The sequence below is a fragment of the Massilia agilis genome (assembly GCF_024756255.1).
Classification (GTDB): Bacteria; Pseudomonadota; Gammaproteobacteria; order Burkholderiales; family Burkholderiaceae_D; genus Telluria; species Telluria agilis.
Genome location: NZ_JANUHB010000004.1, coordinates 373,650 through 396,135 on the forward strand (window position 1 = coordinate 373,650; position 22,486 = coordinate 396,135).

A 22,486-nucleotide genomic window follows, 5' to 3' on the forward strand; every position below is an offset into this window, starting at 1 on the left:
CTTTTGCCGCCCCAGGCGCAAACCGACACCGTGCGCCAGTCCGTGAAACGCTGAGCCGCGTTCCAGCGCGCTCAGCATGGGTTCCGGCTTTCTCCGGAACGACGGCAATCAGGCCAGCTCGGGCGCCTTGGCGGCATCGGCCTCGGCCGCCGCCATCTCCTCGTCGTGCCCCTTCTGGAACCAGCGCTTGGCGCGCTTGCCCCAGTTGTCCAGGTAGGTGTACGCCACCGGCACCACCACCAGGGTGAGCAGGGTCGAGGTGATCACGCCGCCGATCACCGCGCGTCCCATCGGCGCCTGGGTCTCGCCGCCGTCGCCCATGCCGATCGCCATCGGCAGCATGCCGAAAATCATCGCCAGTGTCGTCATCACGATCGGCCGCAGGCGCACCTGGCCCGCTTGCATGAGCGCCTCGAACTGGCTCTTGCCTTCGCGTTGCCCGTGGTTGGTGAAGTCCACCAGCAAGATCGCGTTCTTGGTCACCAGGCCCATCAGCATCACCACCCCGATGAACGAGAAGATGTTGAGCGTGCTGCCCGTCACCAGCAGCGCCACCAGCACGCCGATCAGCGACAGCGGCAGCGACATCATGATCGCGATCGGCTGCAGGAAGCTGCCGAACTGCGAGGCCAGCACCAGGTAGATGAAGATCACCGCAATCGTGATCGCGACCAGGAAGCCGCCCAGCGTCTCGGCCATCATCTGCGCGTCGCCGCCCACGTCGAAGCGCACGCCGGCCGGCAGCTCGATCGACTTCATCGCTTTTTGCACGTCGGCCATCACGTCGCCGCCCGGGCGGCCTTCCACGCCCGCATACACCGCCACCCGGCGCTGCAGCGCCTGGCGCTTGAGCACCTGCGGGCTGCCGGCCGGCACGAACTCGACCACCTGGCGCAGCGGCACCATGATCGGGTTGCCGGCAGCGTCGAGCTTGGTCGATGCCACCGACAGGTCGGCCAGGTCAGCCACTTTCTGGCGGCCCGATTTGGGCAGCTGCACGTTCACGTCGTAGTTCTGGCCGTCCGGCGCCAGCCAGCGGCTGATCTGGTCGCCCGCCACAAAGGGCCGCAGCGCCGCGCCGATCTGCGTGACCGACAGCCCCAGGTCGTTCGCAAGCTCGTTGTTGATCTTGACCACGGTGGCCGGGCTCGCGCCTTCCTGGCTGTACTCGATGTCCACCACGCCTTTTACCTTGCGCATCTTGTCCATCAGCTTGTGCGCGGCCTGGTCGAGCGCCGCCTCGTCGGTACCGAGGATGGCGATGAAGATCGGGCGGTTACCCACCATCAGCGTGATGCCGGCAATCGGCGCCAGGCGCTCGCGGATCGCCTGCTCCAGCTGTTGCTGCGAACGGCGGTGCGTCTTGTGCGCGTCGGTCAGCTTCAGGTTCACCTGCGCGTAGTTGCGGCCCTCGGCGGTGGCGACGTCCGCGTTCATTGCTTCGATTTCCTTGAAGCTCGACAGCGCCGCTTCCACCTGCTTGACCTTGCTGTCGGTGTAGTCAAGGCTGGAACCGATCGGCGTCTTGAAGCGGATCTGGATGAAGCCGTTGTCGGTCTGGGGGAACATTTCGCCGCCCACCATCGGCACCAGCGCCAGGCTGCCGACGAACACGGCCGCAGCCAGCGCCAGCGTGCTCTTGCGCCAGTTCAGCGCCAGTGCCAGCACCCTGGCATACCAGCCGTGCAGCTTTTCCACGCCGTGCTCCACGCGGTCCATAATGCGGCCCAGCCAAGGCACGTACTTGAAGCGGTTCTTCACCGGATCCGGCCACACCGAGGAGAGCATGGGGTCGAGCGTGAAGCTGACGAACAGCGACACCAGCACCGCGACCGCCACCGTGATACCGAACTGCAGGAAGAAGCGGCCGATGATGCCCTTCATGAACGCGATCGGCACAAACACCGCCACGATCGCGAAGGTGGTCGCCATGACCGCGATGCCGATCTCGTTGGTGCCGTCCTCGGCCGCCTTGACGTGGTTCTTGCCCATGCCCAGGTGGCGCACGATGTTCTCGCGCACCACGATGGCGTCGTCGATCAACAGGCCAATGCACAGCGACAGCGCCATCAGCGTCATGAAGTTCAGCGTAAAGCCGAAGTAGCGCAGCGCGATGAAGCTGGCCAGCACCGAGATCGGCAAGGTCAATCCGGTGATGACGGTGCTGCGCCACGAGTGCAGGAAGAAGAACACGATGACCATGGTCAGCACCGCGCCTTCGAGGATGGTCTCCTTCACGTTGTCGAGCTGGCTGCGCACGTTCTGCGCGTCGTCCTGCAGGTTGATGAAGCTCACGTCGGCCGGCAGCGTCTTCTTCAGTTCCTCGATCGCGGCCTTCACGCCTTCGCCGACCTCGACCGTATTGGCGTCCTGCACCTTGCCGATCTGGAGCGAGATCGCGCGCACGCCGTTCACGCGCGACAGCGACAGCTCTTCCTGCTCGCCATCGACCACGTCCGCCACCTGGCTCAGGTACACCGGCCCGTCGGCACGGCGCGCGACGATGATGTTGTTGAAGTCGCGCGCCTGCTTCATCATCCCTTCGATGCGCACCATGCGCTCGGCCGCGCCGTGGCTGACCACGCCGGCCGGCAGGTTGGCGTTGGTGGCCTGGATCGCGCGCAGCACCTCGTCCACGCCCACGTGCAGGCTCTGCAATTGCTCAGGGCGGATCGAGACCAGCACCTGGCGGTTGGTCTTGCCGTTCACGAAGATCTGGCCCACGCCGGGCACGGCCTGGATGCGCTTGACGATGATCTGGTCGGTCATCGACGACAGCTCGCGCATGCTGTGCTCTTTGGCGGTGACGGCGTAGATCTCGACGGTCGTGTTGTTTTCGCCGTCCTGGCGCAGGATGACCGGCTCCTTCACCTCGCGCGGGAACCTGCCGCGCGCGCGGCCGACCTTGTCGCGCAGGTCCTGCACCGCGCGGTCCATGTCGGTGGTCAGGTTGAATTCAAGCGAGATGCCGCTGCGTCCTTCCCACGAGTTGCTGCGGATGGTCTTGATGCCGCTGACCGAGTTGGCCACTTCCTCGAGCGGGCGGGTGACGTCGTTCTCGACCTGCTCGGGCGAGGCGCCGGGGTAGGCGGTCTCGAGCCACAGCGCCGGGATCTGCACGTTGGGCATTTGCTCCACGCCCAAGCTCTTGTACGAGAACAGGCCGAGCACCATCAGCCCGACCATCACCATGGTCGCGAAGACCGGGTGGCGGATACTGGTTTTCGTGATCCACATGGCTCAGCCTTTCTTCGCGGCCGGTGCGGGCGCGGCGAGCTTGACCTGGCTGCCCGGCTTGACGTTGTCGAGCTTCGTTGCCAGCACGGTGGCGCCGGGGGCCAGGCCCTCGGTCACCTCGACCATGCCTTCGTCCTCGTTGCGCAGGCCCAGCCTGACCGGCTGCGCCACCACCTTGCCGCCGTCGACGCGGTAGACGATGTCGCGCTCGCCGTCCTTGCGCAGGCTCGACAGCGGCGCCAGCGGGTGCGGCGCCGACTTGTCGGTGGTAATGCTGCCCTTGGCAAACATGCCGGCCTTGAGCGCACCGTCGGCATTGTCCACGCTGATGTACACCAGCATGGCGCGCGAGCCGGTCTCGGTGGCCGGGTTGATGCGCGCGACCTTGCCGCTGAAGGCGCGCGTGCCGAAGCCGTCGACCTTGAAGCGCACGTCCTGGCCCACGTGCACGCGCGGGATGTCCGACGCCGGCACCTGCGCTTCCAGCGTGAGTTCGCGCAGGTTGACGATCGAGAACACCGGGGTATCCGGCGCCAGCTTGTCGCCCGCCTGCGCAAAGCGCTTGCTGACCACGCCCGCGAGCGGGGCGCGGATCGCCGTATCGTTCAGTGCAATGCGCGCCAGCTCGAGCTGGGCGCGGGCCGCGTTCACCGCCGCCTGCGCCAGTTCGACGCTGTTCTGGGTGGCATCGTACGAACTTTGCGAAATGTAGTTCTGCTTGAGCAGGGCCGCGCTGTTGGCGTTGTTCTTCATCGCCAGCGACAGCCGGGCGTTGGCCTCGTCCAGCGCGGCCTGCTGCTGCGCCACGCGCGCGCGCGCCTCGGCCGCGTCGAGCCGGGCGATGACCTGGCCGGGCGCCACGCTCATGCCCTCCCGCACCGTGGTGTCCAGCACCACGCCCGACACCTTCGACTTGACGGTGGCCTGCGTGACCGGCGCCAGCGAACCGGACAGCGGCAAGTTGACGCGCAGTTCGCCGCTGGCCACCGTTGCCACGTCGCCCTGCGACAGCTCGTACACCGTCGGCTTGGCCTCGGCCGGGGCCTTGGCTGCGGCCGGCTTCGAACTGTGCGTCGCCACCCAGCCGCCGGCGGCCAGCAAGGCCACGGCCAGTGCGATCAGGCGCTTCTTGATGGGGCGGCGGGTACGGATGGGGGCGGAGTCGAGCAGTGGCGGGGCTTCGAGTTTCATCGGGAGACTCTCTTTTTGTTCTGTGACGGGGTGGGAAGGTGGCGCCTGTGCTCCTTCCTGCAAGCAGGATGGAGCCTTTGGCGCATGGTGGGACTATAGAAAAAGACAAGAGCAGCGGCCATGGGAATGCGACGAGCGGTGGTATCCGGGCGCTGGAATGCGTGAAAACCCGGACAAAGTGCAATTTGAGGCGCAAAATCGGCGTAGTGCTGTGGTGGCGCAAGCGGCCCAGGTCGAGCCTGGTCGAGAATGGTGTTTTTCCTGCGTAATCAAGCACTTGCCGAGAAGAAGGATTCACTGTGGACGCATCGCTGCAAGGCCACTACCAGGGGGCAGCCCCGCCGCCGGACAATCCGGGGCACGAGGCGCTCGACTGGCTGTACCGGTTCGTGGCCGCGATTGAGCTGTCGCCCGAGGTGGCGGTGCACAGCCAGGACGCCAATGGGATCGTCCGCTTCTGGAACAAGACCTGCGCCGACCTGTTTGGCGTGCCGGTGGCGGCGGCGCTGGGCAAGCCGTTTTCCAGCCTGGTGTCGCACCTGGACCGGCAGGCCGAGTTCGACCAGATGATCGAGCAGATCTGGCGTACCGGGCAGGCCAGCGTCGCGCAGGACTGGGAAGTGCAGCTGGCCGATGGAACGCGTCGGTGGCTGCATTCCAGCCATTTCCCGGTCGTGCGCGACGGCGCTGTGCAACAGCTGTTTTGCATGGAAATCGACATCACGGCGCGCCGTGCGCTCGAGGGCAACCTGCAGCGTGCCGCCCGCGTGTTCGAGCATTGCCGTGACGCGATCCTGGTCATGGACCCGGAATACCGCGTCGTGGCCGTCAATCACGCGTTCACCTCCATCTCCGGCTTTGCCGCCGAAGACGTGGTGGGCGAGCAGCTGCCGAGCCTGCGGCTTGGCGTGCACGACCGCACGTTCTATGACGAAATCATCGGCAACGTCAAGCGCGACGGCCACTGGGAGGGCGAAATCACGAGCGTGCGCCGCACTGGCGAGGAATATCCGGCGTGGGTGGCGGTCACGGCAATCCGCGACAGCCAGGGCAAGCTGACCAACTACATGGCAATGCTGGCCGACATCACCGAGCGCAAGCGCGTCGAGCGGGCCGCGCGCCACCTGGCCGAGCACGATTCCCTCACCGACCTGCCCAACCGCGTGCTGCTCCTCGACCGCGTGCAGCAGGCGCTGGCCGCCAACCGCCGCCAGCACAAGCAGTTCGCGCTGATGTTCCTCGACCTGGACCGCTTCAAGCAGATCAACGACACGCTCGGCCACCAGGCCGGCGACACCGTGCTCAAGGAAGTGGCGCGGCGCCTGACGGGGTGCGTGCGCGGGGTGGACACGGTGAGCCGCCTGGGCGGGGACGAGTTCGTGGTGCTGCTGGCCGACATCGGCGGCGTGGACCAGGCCGCGCACGTGGCCGGCACGGTGCTGCAGGCGCTGGCACGCCCGATTTCGCTGGACGGACAGGAGATCACGCCCTCGGTCTCGATCGGCATCGCGATCTGCCCCAGCGACGGGCAGGAAGCCGTCACGCTGCTGCACCACGCCGACGTGGCGATGTACCACGCCAAGCAGCACGGCCGCAACGAGTTCCGTTTCTTCAGCCCTCAAATGAACGCGCACGTGGTCGAGCGCGTGCAGACCGAAAACATGCTGCGGCGGGCGCTGGAGCGCGGCGAGTTCGTGCTCGAATACCAGCCCGAGATCGACATCGGCAGTGGCCGCACCATCGGCGTGGAAGCGCTGATCCGCTGGCGCCACCCCGAGCGCGGGCTCTTGATGCCGCACGAGTTCATCCCGGTGGCCGAGGAATGCGGGCTGATGGTGCCGATCGGCGAGTGGGTGCTGCGCGAAGCCTGCCGCCAGGCGCGCGCCTGGCGCGACGAGGGCTATCCGGTGGTGGTGGCGGTCAACCTGTCCGGCGCCCAGTTCGTCCATCCCGACCTGGTGCGGCGCGTGGACGAGGCGCTGGCCAGCTCGGGACTGGAGCCGGCCTTCCTCGACCTCGAGATCACCGAGGGCGTGATCATGAACGGCGATGGCGTGGCCGCAGAAACGGTGCGCGCGCTGCGCGAGCGCGGCGTGCAATTGACCATTGACGATTTCGGCACCGGCTATTCGAACCTGTCCTGCCTGCGCCGCTTTCCGCTGTCCAAGCTCAAGATCGACCGCAGCTTTGTCGATGACATCACGCGCACGCCGGGCGAGGTGGGGCTGATCCCGGCCATCATCGCGGTGGCGCGCAGCCTCAAGCTGCGGGTGATCGCCGAAGGCGTCGAAAACGCCGAGCAGCTGCGCTTTCTCAAGCAGCACGGCTGCGACGAGTATCAGGGCAGCTACGCCAGCATGGCCCGTACCAGGCCCAGCCTTACAGGCCCGCGTCCATGAGGCCGTGCGCCTCGTCGAACAGGCGCAGGCGCGCCACCACCTGGCCGTGGTCCGACGCTTCCGGCAGCGCCAGGTCGAGGTGGTCGTTCAGGTAGAGCACGTCCACCACCTCGCCAATCGCGCCGGGCAGCGCGGCGTTGAATTCCTCCGACACCAGGATGTGGTCGATGGTCGTGTAATGCCCATCGTGGACCATCGAAAAGCCGACGTGGCGCAGGTGGTCCTGGCGCCGCTGCAGCTGGCAGGCGTCGAACATGCGCGCGGTCGGGCAGCCGCCGTTGCCCATCACAATGCCGGTGGTGACCGAGTCTGCCACGTCGTTAAAGTCGCCCAGCACCACGCGCGGGCGGCCGCTGGCGCGCGCCAGGTCGGCCAGCAGCACACGCAACGCGGCCGCCTCGGTGCCGCGGCGGATCAGCGAACGCAGGCAGGCGAGGGCGTACAGTTGCGGGTCTTCGCTGGTGTCGCCGTTGCGGTAGTCGGGCCGGCGCGACTTCAGGTGCACCACCAGCACGTCGATCGTCAGGTCGGGCGAGACCACCACAGGCGCATGCAGGGGCGGCCGCGTGAAGCGCAGCGGATCGCGCGTGCCGGGCGGCATCTCGATCCCGGGTGGAAAGGCGGGCAGCGCGGTGCCGGGGCCGGCCAGCGGCAGGCGCGACACCATCGCCACGCTGGGCGTGAGGCGTTCGGCGCCGGGGTCGGGGTCAAAACCGAGGTGGATCGCATCGCGGTAGCGTTTCGTGCGCGCGAGCGCCTCGCGCAGCGCCGCTTGCGAAAACACCTCCTGGAAGCCGATCACGTCGGCATCGAGCATGTCGATCTGGTGCGCGGTCCAGGCGATCTTGGCTTCGTACTGTTCCGGCGTGCACGGCACCATGTTGTCGTACAGCCTGGCGCCCGGCTGGGCCAGGTTAAACACGTTAAACGTGGCAAAGCGAATCTCTTGCTGCATAATAAGAAACTCCTCCGTACAGCGTTTAGCGTATCACGCATGGCCAAGAAAGAGCACGTTTCCGAAACGCCGGCGACCCAGTTCCTGCGCAAGCACCAGGTGGCGTTCACCGAGCACCCCTACGAATACGAAGAGCACGGCGGCACCGCGGTGTCTTCGCGCGAGCTGGGCGTGCCCGAGCACGACGTCATCAAGACCCTGGTGATGCAGGACGAAGCCGCCAAGCCGCTGATCGTGCTGATGCACGGCGACTGCAAGGTCTCGACCAAGAACCTGGCACGCGCGATCGGCTGCAAGTCGGTCGAGCCGTGCAAGCCCGAGGTGGCGAACCGGCACACCGGGTTCCTGGTGGGCGGCACCAGCCCGTTCGGCACGCGCAAGCAGATGCCGGTGTATGTCGAAAAGACGATCCTGGAACTGCCGCGCATCTACATCAACGGCGGGCGGCGCGGCTTTTTGGTGAGCATTGAACCGTCCGAACTGGTGCGCGTGCTGGCGCCCAAGCAGGTGGAAGTGGCGCTGCCGCAATAAGCGGCCGGAAGCACCGTAGGGTGGGCAAGTCTCTTGCTCACGCGTCCAAACGGTGCATGCACTGGTTGAACGCGTGGGCAGACAAGCTGCCCACCCTACGCGTTCACGCGTTACCCTCGCCTCAAGCGCCACAGCGACACGGCAAACCCGCCAGCGGCCGCCACCGCGGCCACCACCAGCGCCCGCAGCGCCCCGCGCGTGCCTTCCAGGTCCAGCAAAATGGTCGCCAGCGCCGCGCCCAGGGTCATGCCGATCATGCGCGCCATCGTCATCAGGCCGCCGGCCGCGCCGCTGCGCTCCCTGGGCGCGCAGGTCAGCATCAGCCGGTTGTTCGGCGTCTGGAACAGGCCAAAGCCAATGCCGCACAGCGCCACCCGCCACGCCACGTCCACGTTGGACGCCTGCGCCGGCAGCATGGCCAGCACCACCAGCCCCACGCTGAACACCGCCAGGCCCGCCGCGCCGACCACGTCCGACCGGTAGCGGTCCGACAGCCTGCCCGACAGCGGCGCCACGCCCACGATCACCAGCGGCCACGGCGTCATCAGGAGCCCGGTGACCGAAGCGCTGCGCCCCATCTCGGACACCAGCAGGAACGGCATCGCCAGCATCGCCATCGTCTGCGCGGTGTACGAGCAGGTCGAGGTGCCGGCCGACAGCCGCAGCATCGGGATGCGCATCAGGTCGAGCGGCACCAGCGGCGCCGGCCGCCCGCGCTGGTGCCGGATCAGGAGGACGCCCGCCACCACGGCGAGCGCGATCTCGAGCGCGGCCAGGCCCATTGCCGTGCGGTCGCCCAGGCTGCCCACGCCGATGATCAGGAGCGCCAGCGCCACCGCGTTGAGGATGCTGCCGGCCAGGTCGAACGGACGGTGCACGCCGTCCTGGTGCGGCAGCAGGCGCGAGGCCAGTACCACGTCGGCCAGCCCGATCGGCAGGTTCACCCAGAACAGCCAGCGCCATGACGCCGCCGACAAAATGGCCGCCGCCACCGTCGGCCCCATCGCCGCCGCCAGCCCGACCGTGAGCGCCAGGTAGCCGACCCCGCGCCCGACCTGTTTGGACGGATACACCGCGCGCAGCAGCGCCGGCACGATGGTGGACACGCACGCGCCGCCCAGGCCCTGCAGCACCCGCGCCGCGATCAGCAGCGGCAGGCTGGGCGCGGCCGCGCACAGGATCGACGCGCCGGTGAACAGCAGCAGGCCGGCCACGAACACGCGCTTGTAGCCGATCCGTTCGCCCAGCGCAGCCAGCGGCAGCACGGCCACCGCCATCGCCAGCTGGTAGGCGTTGACCACCCAGACCGCATCGGCGGGCTCCGTGCGCAGGTCGGCGGCGATCGCCGGCAGCGCCACGTTCGCAATCGAACCGTCCAGCACGCCCATGAAGGTGCCGAGCAGGATAGCAATGCTTGCCCAGCGCAGGCGGCCCGGCGCCATGCCGCGCTCGTGGTCCGGCATGGCCCCGGCATTCTGTTTGTTCATTGTTCGCTGCAATATACTGAGGTCCGCCACTGTACACGCTCCCGGCCGGTGCCGTGTTCCGCGTTGCCGGACCCGGGGCCATGGGCTATCGCCGGGGCGCGCCGATGGTGTATATTCTCGACCGGTTTCCAGCCGACAATACACAACGAAAGACGCGATGAACACTTTGATCTTTACCGTAGCGGCCTACCTGATCGGCTCGATTTCGTTTGCCGTTGTGATGAGCCGCGCGTTCGGCCTGTCCGACCCGCGCACCTACGGCTCGAAGAATCCGGGCGCCACTAACGTGCTGCGCAGCGGCAGCAAGAAAGCGGCGATCGCCACCCTGCTGGGCGACTGCGCCAAGGGCTGGTTCGCGGTGTGGCTGGCGCAATACATCGGCCCGCGCTACGGCATCGAGGACGGCGGCGTGGCGCTGGTGTCGCTGGCCGTGTTCCTGGGCCACCTGTACCCGGTGTTCTTCCGCTTTGTCGGCGGCAAGGGCGTGGCGACCGCGCTGGGCGTGCTGCTCGGCCTGAACGTGTGGCTGGGCCTGGCCACGCTGGTGACCTGGCTGGTGGTGGCCTACGCGTTCCGCTACTCGTCGCTGGCGGCGCTGATCGCCGCGATCTTCGCCCCGTTCTACTACGGACTGCTGTTTGGCGCCGACGAGAAACTGTTCGCCGTGATCGTGATGAGCATGCTGCTCCTGTTCCGGCACAGCAAGAACATTTCGAACCTGTTGGCCGGCAAGGAGTCGCGCATCGGCAGCAAGGCCGGGCCGGCTGCGGCGGCCAAGAAGAAGTAATCGGCAGGCTGCGTCGCCTCAAGCGACGCGCGAGGCGTATGCCGTGCATCTCGTCCAAAGGGGCTATCATAGCTTGATGTGGATTCTTCAATTGAAAGGACGAGCGGCATGAGCAAACGGATCAGAATCGATTTTGTGTCGGACGTGTCGTGCCCGTGGTGCGCCATCGGCCTCAAGTCGCTCGAAACGGCGCTCGCGCGCGCAGCCGACGTGGTCAGCGCCGACCTGCACATCCAGCCGTTCGAACTGAATCCCGACATGGGGCCCGAAGGGCAGGACATCGGCGAACACATCACCCAAAAGTACGGCGCCACGCCGGAGCAGCAGGAACACTCGCGCGAGATGATTCGCCAGCGCGGCGAAAGCGTCGGCTTCACCTTCGACATGAGCCGCCGCGGGCGCATCTACAACACCTTCGACGCGCACCGCCTGCTGCACTGGGTGGGCGAGGAGTGCGGGCCGGACAAGCAGCTCGAGCTGAAGATGGCGCTGTTCGAAGCCTATTTCACCAAGGGCCTGGACCCGAGTTCGCACGATGTGCTGCTGCGCGTGGCCGAGGACGTGGGGCTGGACAAGGAGCAGGCCGCCAGCGTGCTCGAATCGAACGAGTTCGCGGGCGAAGTGCGCGAGGCCGAGCAGTTCTTCCAGCGCGCCGGCATCCACTCGGTCCCGGCGATCATCATCGACCAGCACCACCTCATCTCCGGCGGGCAGCCGCCGGAAGTGTTCGAGCGTGCGTTGCGCGAAATCGCCGCGCAGGAGTAAAAGCAAGCGGCATGCGTAGGGTGGGCAGATTCTGCCCACGCGGTGATATGCGCCGCGTGAACTCAAGAACCTTACCTGCGGACCCTATGCCAGGTCGAGCACGATCGGCTGGTGATCCGACGCCGAGGTCTCCGACTGCACCTCCACGCTGCTGATGCGCTCGGCCAGGTCGCTGGTCACGAAAAAGAAGTCCAGGCACTCGGCCTTTTCCGGCCACGGAAAGCCGTGCAGGCCGACGGTGGGCGCCCGGGCTTGGTGCGGGTGCGTGGCGCGCCACGCGTCCACCAGCGGCAGCGCGCCCTCGCCGGCGGGGCCGAGCAGTTCCGCGTACTCGTGCGAGTCCTGGATAAAGTTGAAGTCGCCGCAAATGATCGCCGACCCGGGCCTCATCCCCAGCTGGTAGGGCGCGTCGAGCGACGGATCGGGCTGGAACAGGCGCGCACGCTCGCACGCTTCCCAGTGCAGGTGTTTCAGCTGGCGCGCCTGCGCCATGCGCTGCGTTTGCGAGTAGTACTCCAGGTGGGTGTTGAGCACGCGTAGCTTGCCGTTGGGCGCTTCCACCACCACTTCCAGCGCGCCGCGCGGCATGCCCGGCCGGCCGGCGGGATCGGGCGGCCACGGCAGCAGGTGGCGGTGCACCTGCGTGATGCGGTACTTGGACAGGACCATGTTGCCGAAGAGGCGAGGCACGTTGTTGCGGTAGATCTCGCTCGTAGCCTGGTCGATGCTGTGGTAGCCGCCGAACGCGCCGGCGAGCTGCTTGAACTGGTTCGCGGACGCGCTGCCTTCCAGTTCGGGGTGATTCGCCGCGACTTCCTGCAGACACATCACATCCGGATTGAGCTTGCGCAGCACGTCGATGATGGCGTGGATGCGGATGCGCCCGTCCTTTCCACAGCCCCAATGGATGTTCCAACTGACCACGCGCATACATCGGTCCTCCGACAACTCGACCGCCTGAGTTTGCCATTCTTTGGCGGAAGACGGTCACACGGTAGGATCGTTGCCGGCGCGGCAAGTTCAACCGGTCAGGCGGCCTCGAGCTCTTCGAGCGGCCAGCGCGGCCGCACGTTGAACGAATAGTCGTGCTGGGCGGCGGAGGGATTGGCTTTCAGGCGCAGCGCGCCGGCAAAGGCGATCATGGCGCCGTTGTCGGTGCAAAATTCCAGCTCGGGGTAATAGACGCGGAACTTCTTCTTGTCCGCCGCCGCGTTGAGCGAGGCGCGCAGCTGCGCGTTGGCGCCCACGCCGCCCGCGATCACGAGGCGCTTGAGGCCCGTGTGGCGCAATGCGCTGACGCATTTGGCGGTGAGCACATCCACGATCGCATCGACGAAGGCGCGCGCGATGTTGGCCTTGTCCTGCTCGCAGATGTTGGCCGGGTGGTTCTTCACCTGGGTGAGCACCGCGGTCTTCAGGCCGGAGAAGCTGAAGTTGAAGTCCTTCGAGTGCAGCATCGGGCGTGGCAGCGTGTAGGCGGCAGGGTCGCCGAATTCGGCCAGGCGCGAGATCGCCGGGCCGCCGGGATAGCCCAGGCCCAGCAGCTTGGCCGACTTGTCGAATGCCTCGCCGGCTGCGTCGTCGAGCGTTTCGCCCAGCAGCGTGTAGCGGCCCACGCCGTCCACGCGCATCAGCTGCGTGTGGCCGCCGGAGACGAGCAGGGCGATGAACGGGAACTGCGGCGGGTCGGAGGCCAGTAGCGGCGAGAGCAGGTGGCCTTCGAGGTGGTGCACGCCGAGCACCGGCTTGTTTAGCGCGAGCGCCAGGCTGCACGCGACCGACGAGCCGACCAGGAGCGCGCCGGCCAGGCCCGGCCCCTGCGTGTAGGCGATGGCGTCGATGTCGGACTTGGCGACCTTGCCGCGTTCCAGCACCTGGGCCAGGAGCGGCAGCGCGCGCCGGATGTGGTCGCGCGAGGCCAGTTCGGGCACCACGCCGCCGTACTCCTCGTGCATCGCCACCTGCGAGTGCAGCGCGTGGGACAGCAGGCCGCGCTCGGTGTCGTACAGAGCCAGGCCGGTTTCATCGCAGGAGGATTCGACGCCGAGAACGATCATGGGGAAAGGGGCAGTGGAAAAGCTGAATCCGTCATTGTAAAGCAGCGGGGGCGGTGGCGCATGCGTACAAACGACGTCGTCCCGGCGAACGCCGGGACCCATAGACCGCCACCGAGGCCGCAAAGCCTGCAAGCTCAGCATGGGTCCCGGCCTTCGCCGGGACGACGGGCGGATTACGGCCGCTGCAACAGGCCCGCGTGCGCAGCCAGCAGCATCTCTTCCGTCTCTTCCCAGCCGATGCAGCCATCGGTGACCGAGCAGCCGTACTTGAGCTGCGCCAGGTCGGCCGGAATCGGCTGGTTGCCGCCGACGATGTTCGATTCGATCATCACGCCCACCAGCGACTTGTTGCCGTGCCTGATTTGCTGCACCACGTCCGACATCACCAGCGGCTGCAGCTCCGGCTTCTTGTAGCTGTTGGCGTGCGAGCAATCGACGACCAGGTTGGCCGGCAGCCCGGCCTTTTTCAGCGCCTGCTCGGCAATCGCGACCGACACCGAGTCATAGTTCGGCCGTCCGCCGCCGCCGCGCAGCACCACGTGGCCGTAGGCGTTGCCGGTGGTGCGCACGATCGACACCGTGCCCTGTTCGCTGATGCCCAGGAACGAGTGCGGCCTGGACGAGGACAGCACCGCGTTGACCGCGATGTCCACGTCGCCATCGGTGCCGTTCTTGAAGCCGACCGGCGTGGACAGGCCCGACGCCATTTCGCGGTGGGTCTGCGATTCGGTGGTGCGGGCGCCGATCGCGGTCCACGAGAGCAGGTCGCCCAGGTACTGCGGCGTGATCGGGTCCAGCGCCTCGGTGGCGGTCGGCAGGCCCAGCTCGCATACGTCGAGCAGGAACTGGCGCGCCTTCTCCATGCCAACGTCCACGCGGAACGAATCGTCCATGAACGGATCGTTGACGTAGCCTTTCCAGCCGGTGGTGGTGCGCGGCTTTTCAAAATACACGCGCATCACCAGCACCATGGTGCCTGCGACCTTGGCCTGCAGCTTCTTCAGGCGGCGCGCGTAATCCAGGCCGGCCTCGGGATCGTGGATCGAGCAGGGGCCCACGACGGCGAACAGGCGCTTGTCCTGGCGGTCGAGGATGGACCGCAGGGTCTCGCGTCCTTCGGTCACGGTGGCGTGCGCGGTAGCGGTCAGGGGAAGCTTGGCATGCAGTTCGTCCGGCGTGGGCATCAGGGCGAACGAGGTAACGTTGGTATTTTCGAGATCTGGCGTAGTTGTCATCTTGCTGCGGCGGTTTTGCTTCGGGTAACACTCACTATAGCCCGATTTTGCGTGCAGTGCAGCATTTTGCCCAAAACGGCCCGGCCCTGACGGTGTAAGCTGTGGTTATGCAGAACGATCAACACCCATTTCATACCGCACACTTCATCAAGGAAATCGGCCGTGGGCAAAAGGGCGCTCGCTCCATTTCCCGCGACGATGCCCGTGCACTATATGCCGCAATGCTCGACCGCAGGGTCCCCGACCTTGAGCTGGGCGCGTTGCTGCTGGCAATGCGCATCAAGGGCGAATCGGCCGACGAGCTTGCCGGCTTCCTCGAAGCGGCCCACCAGTCGTTCGAGCGCCTGCCGCTGCCGCGCGCCCATGCTGCCCCGGTGGTGGTGCCCAGCTACAACGGCTCGCGCAAGCTGCCGAACCTGACGCCGCTCCTGGCCGGCCTGGTCGCGCGCGAGGGCGTGCCGGTGTTGGTGCATGGCGTCATGCGCGACCCGGGGCGCGTCACCACCGCCGAGATCTTCGAGGCGCTGGGCTGGACGCTGGCCACCTCGCACGATGCCGCGACGGCCGCGCTGGCGCAAGGCCAGCCGTGCTTCATGCCAATCGAGGCGCTGGCCCCGCAGATGGCCAACCTGTTGTCGCTGCGCTCGGCGCTGGGCGTGCGCAATTCGACCCATACGCTGGTCAAGATATTGCAGCCCTTCGATGGGCCGGCCCTGCGGCTGGTCTCCTACACGCATCCGGAGTACCTGGAACTGCTCGCGCACTATTTCACGACGGCGGCGCCGGCCGGGGAGGGCGATGCCTTCCTGATGCGCGGCACCGAGGGCGAGACGGTCGCCAACCCGCACCGTGCGCACCAGATCGACTGGTTCCATGACGGCGTGCGCACGCTGCTGGCCGAGCGCGATCCGCCGACCGACGAGCTGGCGGCGCTGCCGGAAGGACGCGATGCCCAAGCCACCGCGCGCTGGATCAGCGAGGTGCTGCAGGGGCGCCAGCCGGTGCCCGAGCCGATTGCCGCCCAGGTCGAACACTGCGTGCGTGTGGCGCGCGCCTTGCCCGCTGCCTGAGCCTGGCGGTTACAATCGCAGGTTTTCCCGCGTGAGTTGGACGCGTGGGCAAGGAACTTGCCCACCCTACGCACGACGCCTCGTAGGGTGGGCAGCTGTGCTGCCCACGCGTCCAACGAAATTCAAAACAGCCGATGAGTAAACAATATGACGTGGCAGTAATTGGCGCAGGCGCAGCCGGCATGATGTGCGCGGCCGTCGCTGGCCAACGCGGCAAGAGCGTCGTGCTGCTCGACCACGCCACGCGCCTGGCCGAAAAAATCCGCATCTCCGGTGGCGGCCGCTGCAACTTCACCAACATCAACGCCGGCCCGCAGAACTTCCTCTCCGAGAACCCGCACTTCTGCAAGAGCGCCCTGTCGCGCTACACGCCACAGGATTTCCTCGGCCTCATCAAGAAGCACCGCATCGCCTGGCACGAAAAGCACCGTGGCCAGCTGTTTTGCGACGACTCGTCCGAACAAATCATCCAGATGCTGCGCGCCGAATGCATCGCCGGCGACGTGAGCTGGCGCATGCCGTGCAAGATCGCGTCGTTGCGCAAGGAAGGCGAGCACTTTGTGATCGCGACCGACGGCGGCGACGTCCTTGCGCGCAATGTCGTCGCCGCCACCGGCGGCTTGTCGATTCCCAAGATCGGCGCAACCGACCTCGGCTATCGCATCGCGAAGCAATTCGACCTCAAAATCGTCGAGCCCCGGCCCGGCCTGGTACCGCTGACCTTCGACGGGCCCAGCTGGCAACCGTTCACGCCGCTGGCCGGCATCTCGCTCGAGGTGGATGTCTCGACCGGCGCGGGCAAAGGCAAGGGCGCCAAACGCGGCTATTTCCGCGAAGACCTGTTGTTCACGCACCGTGGCCTGTCCGGGCCCGCGATCCTGCAAATCTCGAGCTATTGGACGCCCGGCACGCCGATCATGCTCGACCTGCTGCCCGAAATGGACGTGGCCGAGGAACTGATCGCCTCCAAAACCACGCACAAGAAACAGCTCGGCAACATACTGGCCCAGTGGATGCCATCGCGCCTGGCCGATGGGCTGCTGGTTGCCAACGGCTTTGCGCCGGATGCGCGCCTGCCCGACATGGCCGACGCCAAGCTGCGCAAGCTGGGCGATGCGATCAACCGCTGGGCCATCGTGCCCACCGGCACCGAAGGCTACAAGAAGGCCGAAGTGACGCTGGGCGGCGTGGATACGCGCGAGCTGTCGCAGCAGTCGATGATGGCCAACAAGGTGCCGGGGCTGTATTTCATCGGCGAGACCGTGGATGTGACCGGCTGGCTGGGCGGCTACAACTTCCAGTGGGCATGGGCGTCCGGCCATGCCGCCGGCACCAGCATCGAGTAAGAACGCGTCTGTGGCTATTCCGGCACAGTCATCGAAACACTTCCACTGCTGACAAAATGCTGCTAGAATCTCGTTCTTCCCTAAATCTAACGGTTTGATTTTTACATGACCACTATCCGCCTTAAAGAAAACGAGCCGTTCGAAGTCGCTATGCGTCGCTTCAAGCGCACTATCGAAAAGACCGGTCTGTTGACGGAGCTGCGTGCGCGCGAGTTCTACGAAAAGCCGACTGCAGAGCGCAAGCGCAAGCTGGCCGCTGCCGTGAAGCGCCACTACAAGCGCATCCGCAGCCAGCAGCTGCCGAAGAAGCTGTACTGATTCCAGACTGATCGCGTGCTCCCGTGACGGCGTTGTGCCAGTCGCGGCAAGGCGCTGCTGAGTAGTCGTGAAACCCGCTCCGGTTGTTGCCGCAGCGGGTTTTGTCACTTTCATTTTCGCATCCACGAGGACCCCATGAGCCTGAAAGACCAAGTCACCGAAGACATGAAAGCCGCGATGCGCGCCAAGGAAAGCTTCAAGCTGTCCACGATCCGCCTCTTGATCGCCGAGATCAAGCGCAAGGAAGTGGACGAGCGCATCGAGCTGAACGATGCCCAGGTGCTGGCCGTGGTCGAAAAGATGATCAAGCAGCGCAAGGACTCGATCACCCAGTTCGAAGCCGGCGGCCGCCAGGACCTGGCCGACAACGAAAAGGCCGAGCTGCAAGTGCTGGCCGCCTACATGCCGGCTGGCCTGTCGGACGAGGAAGTGGCCGCCGAAGTGAAGGCCGCCGTGGCCGCTTCCGGCGCCGCCGGCCCGCAGGACATGGGCAAGGTCATGGGCATCCTCAAGCCCAAGCTCGCTGGTCGCGCCGACATGACGGCCGTGTCCGCGATGGTCAAGAAAGCCCTGTCCGGCGCTTGACTCGTCAACTCGTAGGGTGGGCAGGTCTCCTGCCCACGCGTTCAGCCGGCTCTGGAATGTACGGTCTGCATGCGCCAGTTGAACGCGTGGGCAGACAAGCTGCCCACCCTACGCGCCCCCGAAGTTGCCTCGCACTAAGCTTGTCGCATCTCAACTTGCAGCGAGCCCTGCGGTATAGTCTGACCTTAGACAAAACACTGTAATTTCAAGTGATTCCGCAATCATTCATCACCGATCTGCTCAACCGTGTCGATATTGTTGACGTGGTAGGGCGCTACGTGCAGCTGAAGAAGGGCGGCGCCAACTTCATGGGGCTGTGCCCCTTCCACAGCGAAAAATCGCCCAGCTTCACAGTCAGCCCCACCAAGCAGTTCTACCACTGCTTCGGCTGCGGCGCGCACGGCACCGCGATCGGTTTCCTGATCGAATACTCGGGCATGGGCTTCGTCGATGCCGTCAAGGACCTGGCCCAGGGCGTGGGCATGGTCGTGCCGGACAACGACGACAAGATTCCCCCGGCCCAGCGCGCCGCCCAGCAGGCCCAGTCGCTGGCCCTGTCCGACGCACTGCAGCGCGCCTGCGACTTCTACCGCGCCCAGCTGCGCCAGGCGCCCAACGCCATCGCCTATTTAAAAGGGCGCGGCCTGACCGGTGAAATCGCGGCCCGCTTCGGCATGGGCTACGCCCCGGCCGGCTGGACCAACCTGAAATCGGTCTTTCCCGATTACGAGGCGCTGCAGCTGGTCGAATCGGGCCTGGTGATCGACCACGTGGACGAGGATGGCGGCAACAAGAAGCGCTACGACCGTTTCCGTGAGCGCATCATGTTCCCGATCCGTAATGTCAAAGGGCAGGTGATCGGCTTTGGCGGCCGCGTGCTCGACGGCGGCGAGCCAAAATACCTGAACTCGCCGGAAACGCCGCTGTTCAGCAAGGGCACCGAGCTGTACGGCCTGTGGGAAGCGCGCCAGGCGATCCGCGACGCCGGCTACGTGCTGGTGACGGAAGGCTACATGGACGTGGTCGCGCTGGCCCAGCTCGGCTTTCCGCAAGCCGTGGCCACCCTTGGCACCGCCTGCACCAGTACCCACGTACAAAAGCTGCTGCGCCAGACCGACAACGTGATCTTCAGCTTCGACGGCGACAAGGCCGGCCGCCGCGCGGCGCGCCGCGCGCTGGAAGCTTGCCTGCCGCAGGTGACGGACAACAAGACGATCCGCTTCCTGTTCCTGCCGCAAGAGCACGACCCGGACAGCTTCGTGCGCGAATACGGTGCCGATGCGTTCGAGCAAGAGGTGGCCAACGCGATGCCGCTGTCGCAATTCTTGCTGCGTGAAGTTGCCGGTGAGCATGATCTGGGCACGCCCGAGGGCCGCGCCCGCACCCAGTTCGACGCCAAGCCGCTGCTGCAGGCCATGGCGCCGTCCGCGCTGCGGCTGCAGATCGTGCGTGGCCTTGCCAGCATGACTGAATCGACGCCGGCGGAAATCGAAAGCCTGTTTGACTTGTCCAAGCCAGTAGCGGTGGCAAAACGCGCGCCACCGCGCCAGGGCCGGCCGCAGCCGGTGGGGCTGGAGCTGCAGATCATCCGCCTGCTGGTGGCCCAGCCGTCGCTGGCGGTGCAGCTGGACGAAACGGCGCTCGCCGCGTTCACGTTTTTTGGCGAGGAAGCGGCGGAACGGCTGAGCCATTTGGTTACAACTGCACAGTCGCTGGGAGCGAACGGAACGTTCGCGGCGTTGTCTGAGCAATTGAAGGAAGTCACCACGGAATATGACCATTTGATCGCCGAGATTGCCGCCGAGCCGGAGTCGGACCCCGATGCCGACCGTGTCTGGCTGGCAAGTGCGGTCCGGCAGATCAAGATGGATATGTTAAAAAAGGAGCTTAACCAGTTGTTTTCTTCGGGGTTGACCCCAGATCAGGTGAGTGCCCGCTACCGCGAAATCACAGCGCAACAGAACCTGCTGGTCCGCGAAGCCGAGGCCGCGATGGCACCCCGATGAGGTCCCAAACCCGTTCCGCTACGGAAGAGTTCGCAACTGGAAAAGCCAGGGGTGCGTGCTATAATAAAACGCTAACTATTGCAAGCTTTGAAACGATTTTTCGTCTCAATCGCCGCGTGGCGTTTCAGTTAGTAGGCGGGGGAGTTTGTTCCTCCACGTTGTGGATGTGAGGTAACAATCTTTATCTTTAACCATCGTACGTAAGTCGTTGTGACATCGAAAGCGCCTGTGCCAACCAAGAAACCCCAACCCAAAGTGGCTGCCAAAACCACCAGAGCGTCCGCGGCGAAGGCGGACAAAGCGCAAGACAAGGCAGTGACCGCGAGCACTGCGCCTGTCGTGAGCCAGACCACCGATGCGGCTGCACTGGCCGCGATCGACACGTCCGGCTACGTGCTGCCTACGGTCAAGGTACCGGGGCGTCGCGGTCGCAAACCCAAGGAATTCACGCCTGAGAACGACGAAGTCGCCGCGCTCAACACCATCGAACGCGCCGAGCTCAAGGCTGCGGACAAGGCCAAGGCCAAGGACCGCAAGGCCAAGGAAAAAGCGCTGCTGAAGGACGCCTTCTCGTCCGACAGCGAAGCCTCCGAAGAAGAGCTCGAGAGCCGTCGCCAGAAACTGAAAGCGCTGATCAAGTCGGGCAAGGAACGCGGCTTCCTGACCTACGCCGAGATCAACGACCACCTGCCGGACAACATCGTCGATCCGGAAGCGATCGAAGGCATCATCGGCACCTTCAACGACATGGGCATTGCCGTGTACGAACACGCGCCCGATGCCGAAACGCTGCTGCTGTCCGATAACGTGGCCGCCGCCACCTCCGACGACGAAGCCGAGGCTGCCGCCGAAGCGGCGCTGTCCACCGTCGATTCCGAATTTGGCCGCACCACCGACCCCGTGCGCATGTACATGCGCGAGATGGGCTCGGTTGAACTGCTCACCCGCGAAGGCGAAATCGAGATCGCCAAGCGCATCGAGGACGGCCTGAAGGACATGATCCAGGCCATCTCGGCCTGCCCGGTGACCATCGCCGAAATCCTGACCGTTGCCCAGCGCATCGACAACGACGAAATCAAGATCGACGAAATCGTCGACGGCATCGTCGACCCCAACGAGTCCGAGGACAACAGCCCGAGCGCCGTGGCCCCGTCCTCCAGCGACGGTGACGACGAAGAAGAGGGCGAAGAGGACGAGGAAGAAGAGGAAGAGGAAGAAGAAGCCGCCGCCAGCCCAGGCGCCGCCGGCTACTCGGCCGAGCAGCTCGAAGCGCTCAAGGCCACCTCGCTCGAAAAATTCGACGCCATCGCCCAGCAATTCGAAAAAATGCGCAAGGCGTTCGAAAAGGACGGCTACAACTCCAAGGCCTACGTCAAGGCGCAGGAAGCCATCTCCAACGAACTGCTCGGCATCCGCTTCACCGCCAAGGTCGTCGAAAAGCTGTGCGACACCCTGCGCGGCCAGGTGGACGAAGTGCGCCACATCGAAAAGCAGATCCTGGACGTGGCCGTGAACCGCTGCGGCATGCCGCGCGCCCACTTCATCAAGGTTTTCCCGGGCAACGAAACGAACCTGGAATGGGTGGACGGCGAAGTGGCCGCGGGCCACGCCTACAGCGCCATCCTGAGCCGTAACATCCCGACGATCAAGGAGCTGCAGCAGCGCCTGATCGACCTGCAAGCGCGCGTGGTGCTGCCACTGCACGACCTTCGCAACATCAACCGCCAGATGGCGGCCGGTGAAATGAAGGCGCGCAAGGCCAAGCGCGAAATGACCGAGGCCAACCTGCGCCTGGTGATTTCGATCGCCAAGAAATACACCAACCGCGGCCTGCAGTTCCTCGACCTCATCCAAGAAGGCAACATCGGCCTGATGAAGGCGGTGGACAAGTTCGAATACCGCCGCGGCTACAAGTTCTCGACCTACGCCACGTGGTGGATCCGCCAGGCGATCACGCGTTCGATCGCCGACCAGGCGCGCACCATCCGTATCCCGGTGCACATGATTGAGACCATCAATAAGATGAACCGCATCTCGCGGCAAATCTTGCAAGAGACCGGTGCCGAGCCCGATCCGGCAACGCTCGCGATCAAGATGGAAATGCCGGAAGACAAGATCCGGAAGATCATGAAGATCGCCAAAGAGCCGATTTCGATGGAAACACCGATCGGCGACGACGACGATTCGCACCTGGGCGACTTCATCGAGGACAACAACACGCTGGCGCCGTCGGACGCCGCGCTGCACGCCTCGATGCGTGGTGTGGTGAAGGACGTGCTCGACTCGCTGACGCCGCGCGAAGCCAAGGTGCTGCGCATGCGTTTCGGCATCGAGATGTCCACCGACCACACGCTGGAAGAAGTCGGCAAGCAATTCGACGTCACGCGCGAGCGCATCCGCCAGATCGAAGCGAAGGCCCTGCGCAAGCTGCGCCACCCGTCGCGTTCCGACAAGCTGAAGAGCTTCCTCGAAGGCAGCAGCTAAGGCTTGACGGGGCTGCGCTAAAAGCAATATCCT

Annotated in this window: 17 protein-coding genes; 10 read left to right on the top strand and 7 right to left on the bottom strand. The window is 65.6% G+C overall.

Annotation, left to right across the window (positions count from 1 at the left end; genetic code table 11):
- Nucleotides 1-108: 108 nt before the first annotated feature.
- Both NX774_RS18330 and NX774_RS18335 read right to left on the bottom strand, forming a co-directional pair.
- Nucleotides 109-3,237 carry an efflux RND transporter permease subunit gene (locus NX774_RS18330; protein WP_258823702.1) on the bottom strand — a complete coding sequence of 1,043 codons (3,129 nt, stop codon included), beginning with the start codon at nt 3,235-3,237 and terminating at the stop codon, nt 109-111.
- A 3-nt stretch (nt 3,238-3,240) separates the two neighbouring features.
- Entirely contained in the window at nt 3,241-4,428 is a 1,188-nt protein-coding gene (locus tag NX774_RS18335; RefSeq protein WP_258823703.1) for an efflux RND transporter periplasmic adaptor subunit, read from the bottom strand.
- Between the two features lie 299 nt (nt 4,429-4,727).
- Here NX774_RS18335 and NX774_RS18340 point away from each other — a divergent pair, with 299 nt between their 5' ends.
- A complete protein-coding gene (locus tag NX774_RS18340; protein ID WP_258823704.1) occupies nt 4,728-6,827 on the top strand; it encodes a putative bifunctional diguanylate cyclase/phosphodiesterase in 2,100 nt (699 codons plus the stop codon).
- Here NX774_RS18340 and NX774_RS18345 read toward each other — a convergent pair.
- On the bottom strand, nt 6,808-7,782 hold the full coding sequence (locus tag NX774_RS18345; RefSeq protein WP_258823705.1) for an endonuclease/exonuclease/phosphatase family protein: 975 nt from the start codon (nt 7,780-7,782) through the stop codon (nt 6,808-6,810). The genes NX774_RS18340 and NX774_RS18345 overlap by 20 nt on opposite strands.
- Before the next feature lie 39 nt (nt 7,783-7,821).
- On the opposite strand from NX774_RS18345, the gene ybaK reads away from it, so the two are divergent.
- A complete protein-coding gene (gene ybaK / locus NX774_RS18350; protein WP_258823706.1) occupies nt 7,822-8,313 on the top strand; it encodes a Cys-tRNA(Pro) deacylase in 492 nt (163 codons plus the stop codon).
- A 110-nt stretch (nt 8,314-8,423) separates the two neighbouring features.
- Here the strand turns inward: ybaK and NX774_RS18355 are convergent, their stop codons facing one another.
- Nucleotides 8,424-9,800, bottom strand: coding sequence for an MFS transporter (locus NX774_RS18355; protein ID WP_258823707.1), 1,377 nt, complete (start codon nt 9,798-9,800; stop codon nt 8,424-8,426).
- A 157-nt stretch (nt 9,801-9,957) separates the two neighbouring features.
- Here NX774_RS18355 and plsY point away from each other — a divergent pair, with 157 nt between their 5' ends.
- Both plsY and NX774_RS18365 read left to right on the top strand, forming a co-directional pair.
- The gene (gene plsY / locus NX774_RS18360; RefSeq protein WP_258823708.1) at nt 9,958-10,587 is read left to right on the top strand and encodes a glycerol-3-phosphate 1-O-acyltransferase PlsY; all 630 of its coding nucleotides are present in this window, start codon (nt 9,958-9,960) and stop codon (nt 10,585-10,587) included.
- A gap of 108 nt (nt 10,588-10,695) precedes the next feature.
- Entirely contained in the window at nt 10,696-11,352 is a 657-nt protein-coding gene (locus NX774_RS18365) for a DsbA family oxidoreductase (protein WP_258823709.1), read from the top strand.
- An 84-nt stretch (nt 11,353-11,436) separates the two neighbouring features.
- Here NX774_RS18365 and NX774_RS18370 read toward each other — a convergent pair whose 3' ends face one another.
- From NX774_RS18370 to NX774_RS18380, 3 genes are all read right to left on the bottom strand, one after another.
- The gene (locus NX774_RS18370; RefSeq protein ID WP_258823710.1) at nt 11,437-12,282 is read right to left on the bottom strand and encodes an endonuclease/exonuclease/phosphatase family protein; all 846 of its coding nucleotides are present in this window, start codon (nt 12,280-12,282) and stop codon (nt 11,437-11,439) included.
- 98 nt (nt 12,283-12,380) lie between these two features.
- Entirely contained in the window at nt 12,381-13,409 is a 1,029-nt protein-coding gene (gene tsaD / locus NX774_RS18375) for a tRNA (adenosine(37)-N6)-threonylcarbamoyltransferase complex transferase subunit TsaD (protein ID WP_258823711.1), read from the bottom strand.
- Between the two features lie 173 nt (nt 13,410-13,582).
- Nucleotides 13,583-14,644, bottom strand: a complete 1,062-nt coding sequence (locus NX774_RS18380; RefSeq protein ID WP_258823712.1) for a 3-deoxy-7-phosphoheptulonate synthase — start codon at nt 14,642-14,644, stop codon at nt 13,583-13,585.
- Between the two features lie 107 nt (nt 14,645-14,751).
- Here NX774_RS18380 and ybiB point away from each other — a divergent pair, with 107 nt between their 5' ends.
- From ybiB to rpoD, 6 genes are all read left to right on the top strand, one after another.
- Nucleotides 14,752-15,714 (top strand): DNA-binding protein YbiB, encoded by a 963-nt coding sequence (gene ybiB, locus NX774_RS18385; RefSeq protein ID WP_258823713.1) that lies wholly within the window; start codon nt 14,752-14,754, stop codon nt 15,712-15,714.
- Nucleotides 15,715-15,848: 134 nt separating this feature from the next.
- Complete coding sequence (locus tag NX774_RS18390) at nt 15,849-17,060, top strand: BaiN/RdsA family NAD(P)/FAD-dependent oxidoreductase (RefSeq protein WP_258823714.1); 1,212 nt, start codon at nt 15,849-15,851, stop codon at nt 17,058-17,060.
- A gap of 105 nt (nt 17,061-17,165) precedes the next feature.
- A complete protein-coding gene (rpsU, locus tag NX774_RS18395) occupies nt 17,166-17,378 on the top strand; it encodes a 30S ribosomal protein S21 (RefSeq protein ID WP_005665410.1) in 213 nt (70 codons plus the stop codon).
- 135 nt (nt 17,379-17,513) lie between these two features.
- Entirely contained in the window at nt 17,514-17,963 is a 450-nt protein-coding gene (locus tag NX774_RS18400; RefSeq protein ID WP_258823715.1) for a GatB/YqeY domain-containing protein, read from the top strand.
- A gap of 209 nt (nt 17,964-18,172) precedes the next feature.
- On the top strand, nt 18,173-19,969 hold the full coding sequence (gene dnaG / locus NX774_RS18405; RefSeq protein WP_258823716.1) for a DNA primase: 1,797 nt from the start codon (nt 18,173-18,175) through the stop codon (nt 19,967-19,969).
- 228 nt (nt 19,970-20,197) lie between these two features.
- Nucleotides 20,198-22,453 (top strand): RNA polymerase sigma factor RpoD, encoded by a 2,256-nt coding sequence (gene rpoD, locus NX774_RS18410; RefSeq protein WP_258823717.1) that lies wholly within the window; start codon nt 20,198-20,200, stop codon nt 22,451-22,453.
- Nucleotides 22,454-22,486 lie beyond the last annotated feature (33 nt).

What these genes read in the sequence shown, in the direction of transcription:
- NX774_RS18330 (WP_258823702.1), bottom strand. Translation starts at nt 3,237, where the DNA reads ATGTGGATCACGAAAACCAGTATCCGCCACCCGGTCTTCGCGACCATG.
- NX774_RS18335 (WP_258823703.1), bottom strand. Translation starts at nt 4,428, where the DNA reads ATGAAACTCGAAGCCCCGCCACTGCTCGACTCCGCCCCCATCCGTACC.
- NX774_RS18345 (WP_258823705.1), bottom strand. Translation starts at nt 7,782, where the DNA reads ATGCAGCAAGAGATTCGCTTTGCCACGTTTAACGTGTTTAACCTGGCC.
- ybaK (WP_258823706.1), top strand. Translation starts at nt 7,822, where the DNA reads ATGGCCAAGAAAGAGCACGTTTCCGAAACGCCGGCGACCCAGTTCCTG.
- NX774_RS18355 (WP_258823707.1), bottom strand. Translation starts at nt 9,800, where the DNA reads ATGAACAAACAGAATGCCGGGGCCATGCCGGACCACGAGCGCGGCATG.
- plsY (WP_258823708.1), top strand. Translation starts at nt 9,958, where the DNA reads ATGAACACTTTGATCTTTACCGTAGCGGCCTACCTGATCGGCTCGATT.
- NX774_RS18365 (WP_258823709.1), top strand. Translation starts at nt 10,696, where the DNA reads ATGAGCAAACGGATCAGAATCGATTTTGTGTCGGACGTGTCGTGCCCG.
- NX774_RS18370 (WP_258823710.1), bottom strand. Translation starts at nt 12,282, where the DNA reads ATGCGCGTGGTCAGTTGGAACATCCATTGGGGCTGTGGAAAGGACGGG.
- tsaD (WP_258823711.1), bottom strand. Translation starts at nt 13,409, where the DNA reads ATGATCGTTCTCGGCGTCGAATCCTCCTGCGATGAAACCGGCCTGGCT.
- NX774_RS18380 (WP_258823712.1), bottom strand. Translation starts at nt 14,644, where the DNA reads ATGACAACTACGCCAGATCTCGAAAATACCAACGTTACCTCGTTCGCC.
- ybiB (WP_258823713.1), top strand. Translation starts at nt 14,752, where the DNA reads ATGCAGAACGATCAACACCCATTTCATACCGCACACTTCATCAAGGAA.
- NX774_RS18390 (WP_258823714.1), top strand. Translation starts at nt 15,849, where the DNA reads ATGAGTAAACAATATGACGTGGCAGTAATTGGCGCAGGCGCAGCCGGC.
- rpsU (WP_005665410.1), top strand. Translation starts at nt 17,166, where the DNA reads ATGACCACTATCCGCCTTAAAGAAAACGAGCCGTTCGAAGTCGCTATG.
- NX774_RS18400 (WP_258823715.1), top strand. Translation starts at nt 17,514, where the DNA reads ATGAGCCTGAAAGACCAAGTCACCGAAGACATGAAAGCCGCGATGCGC.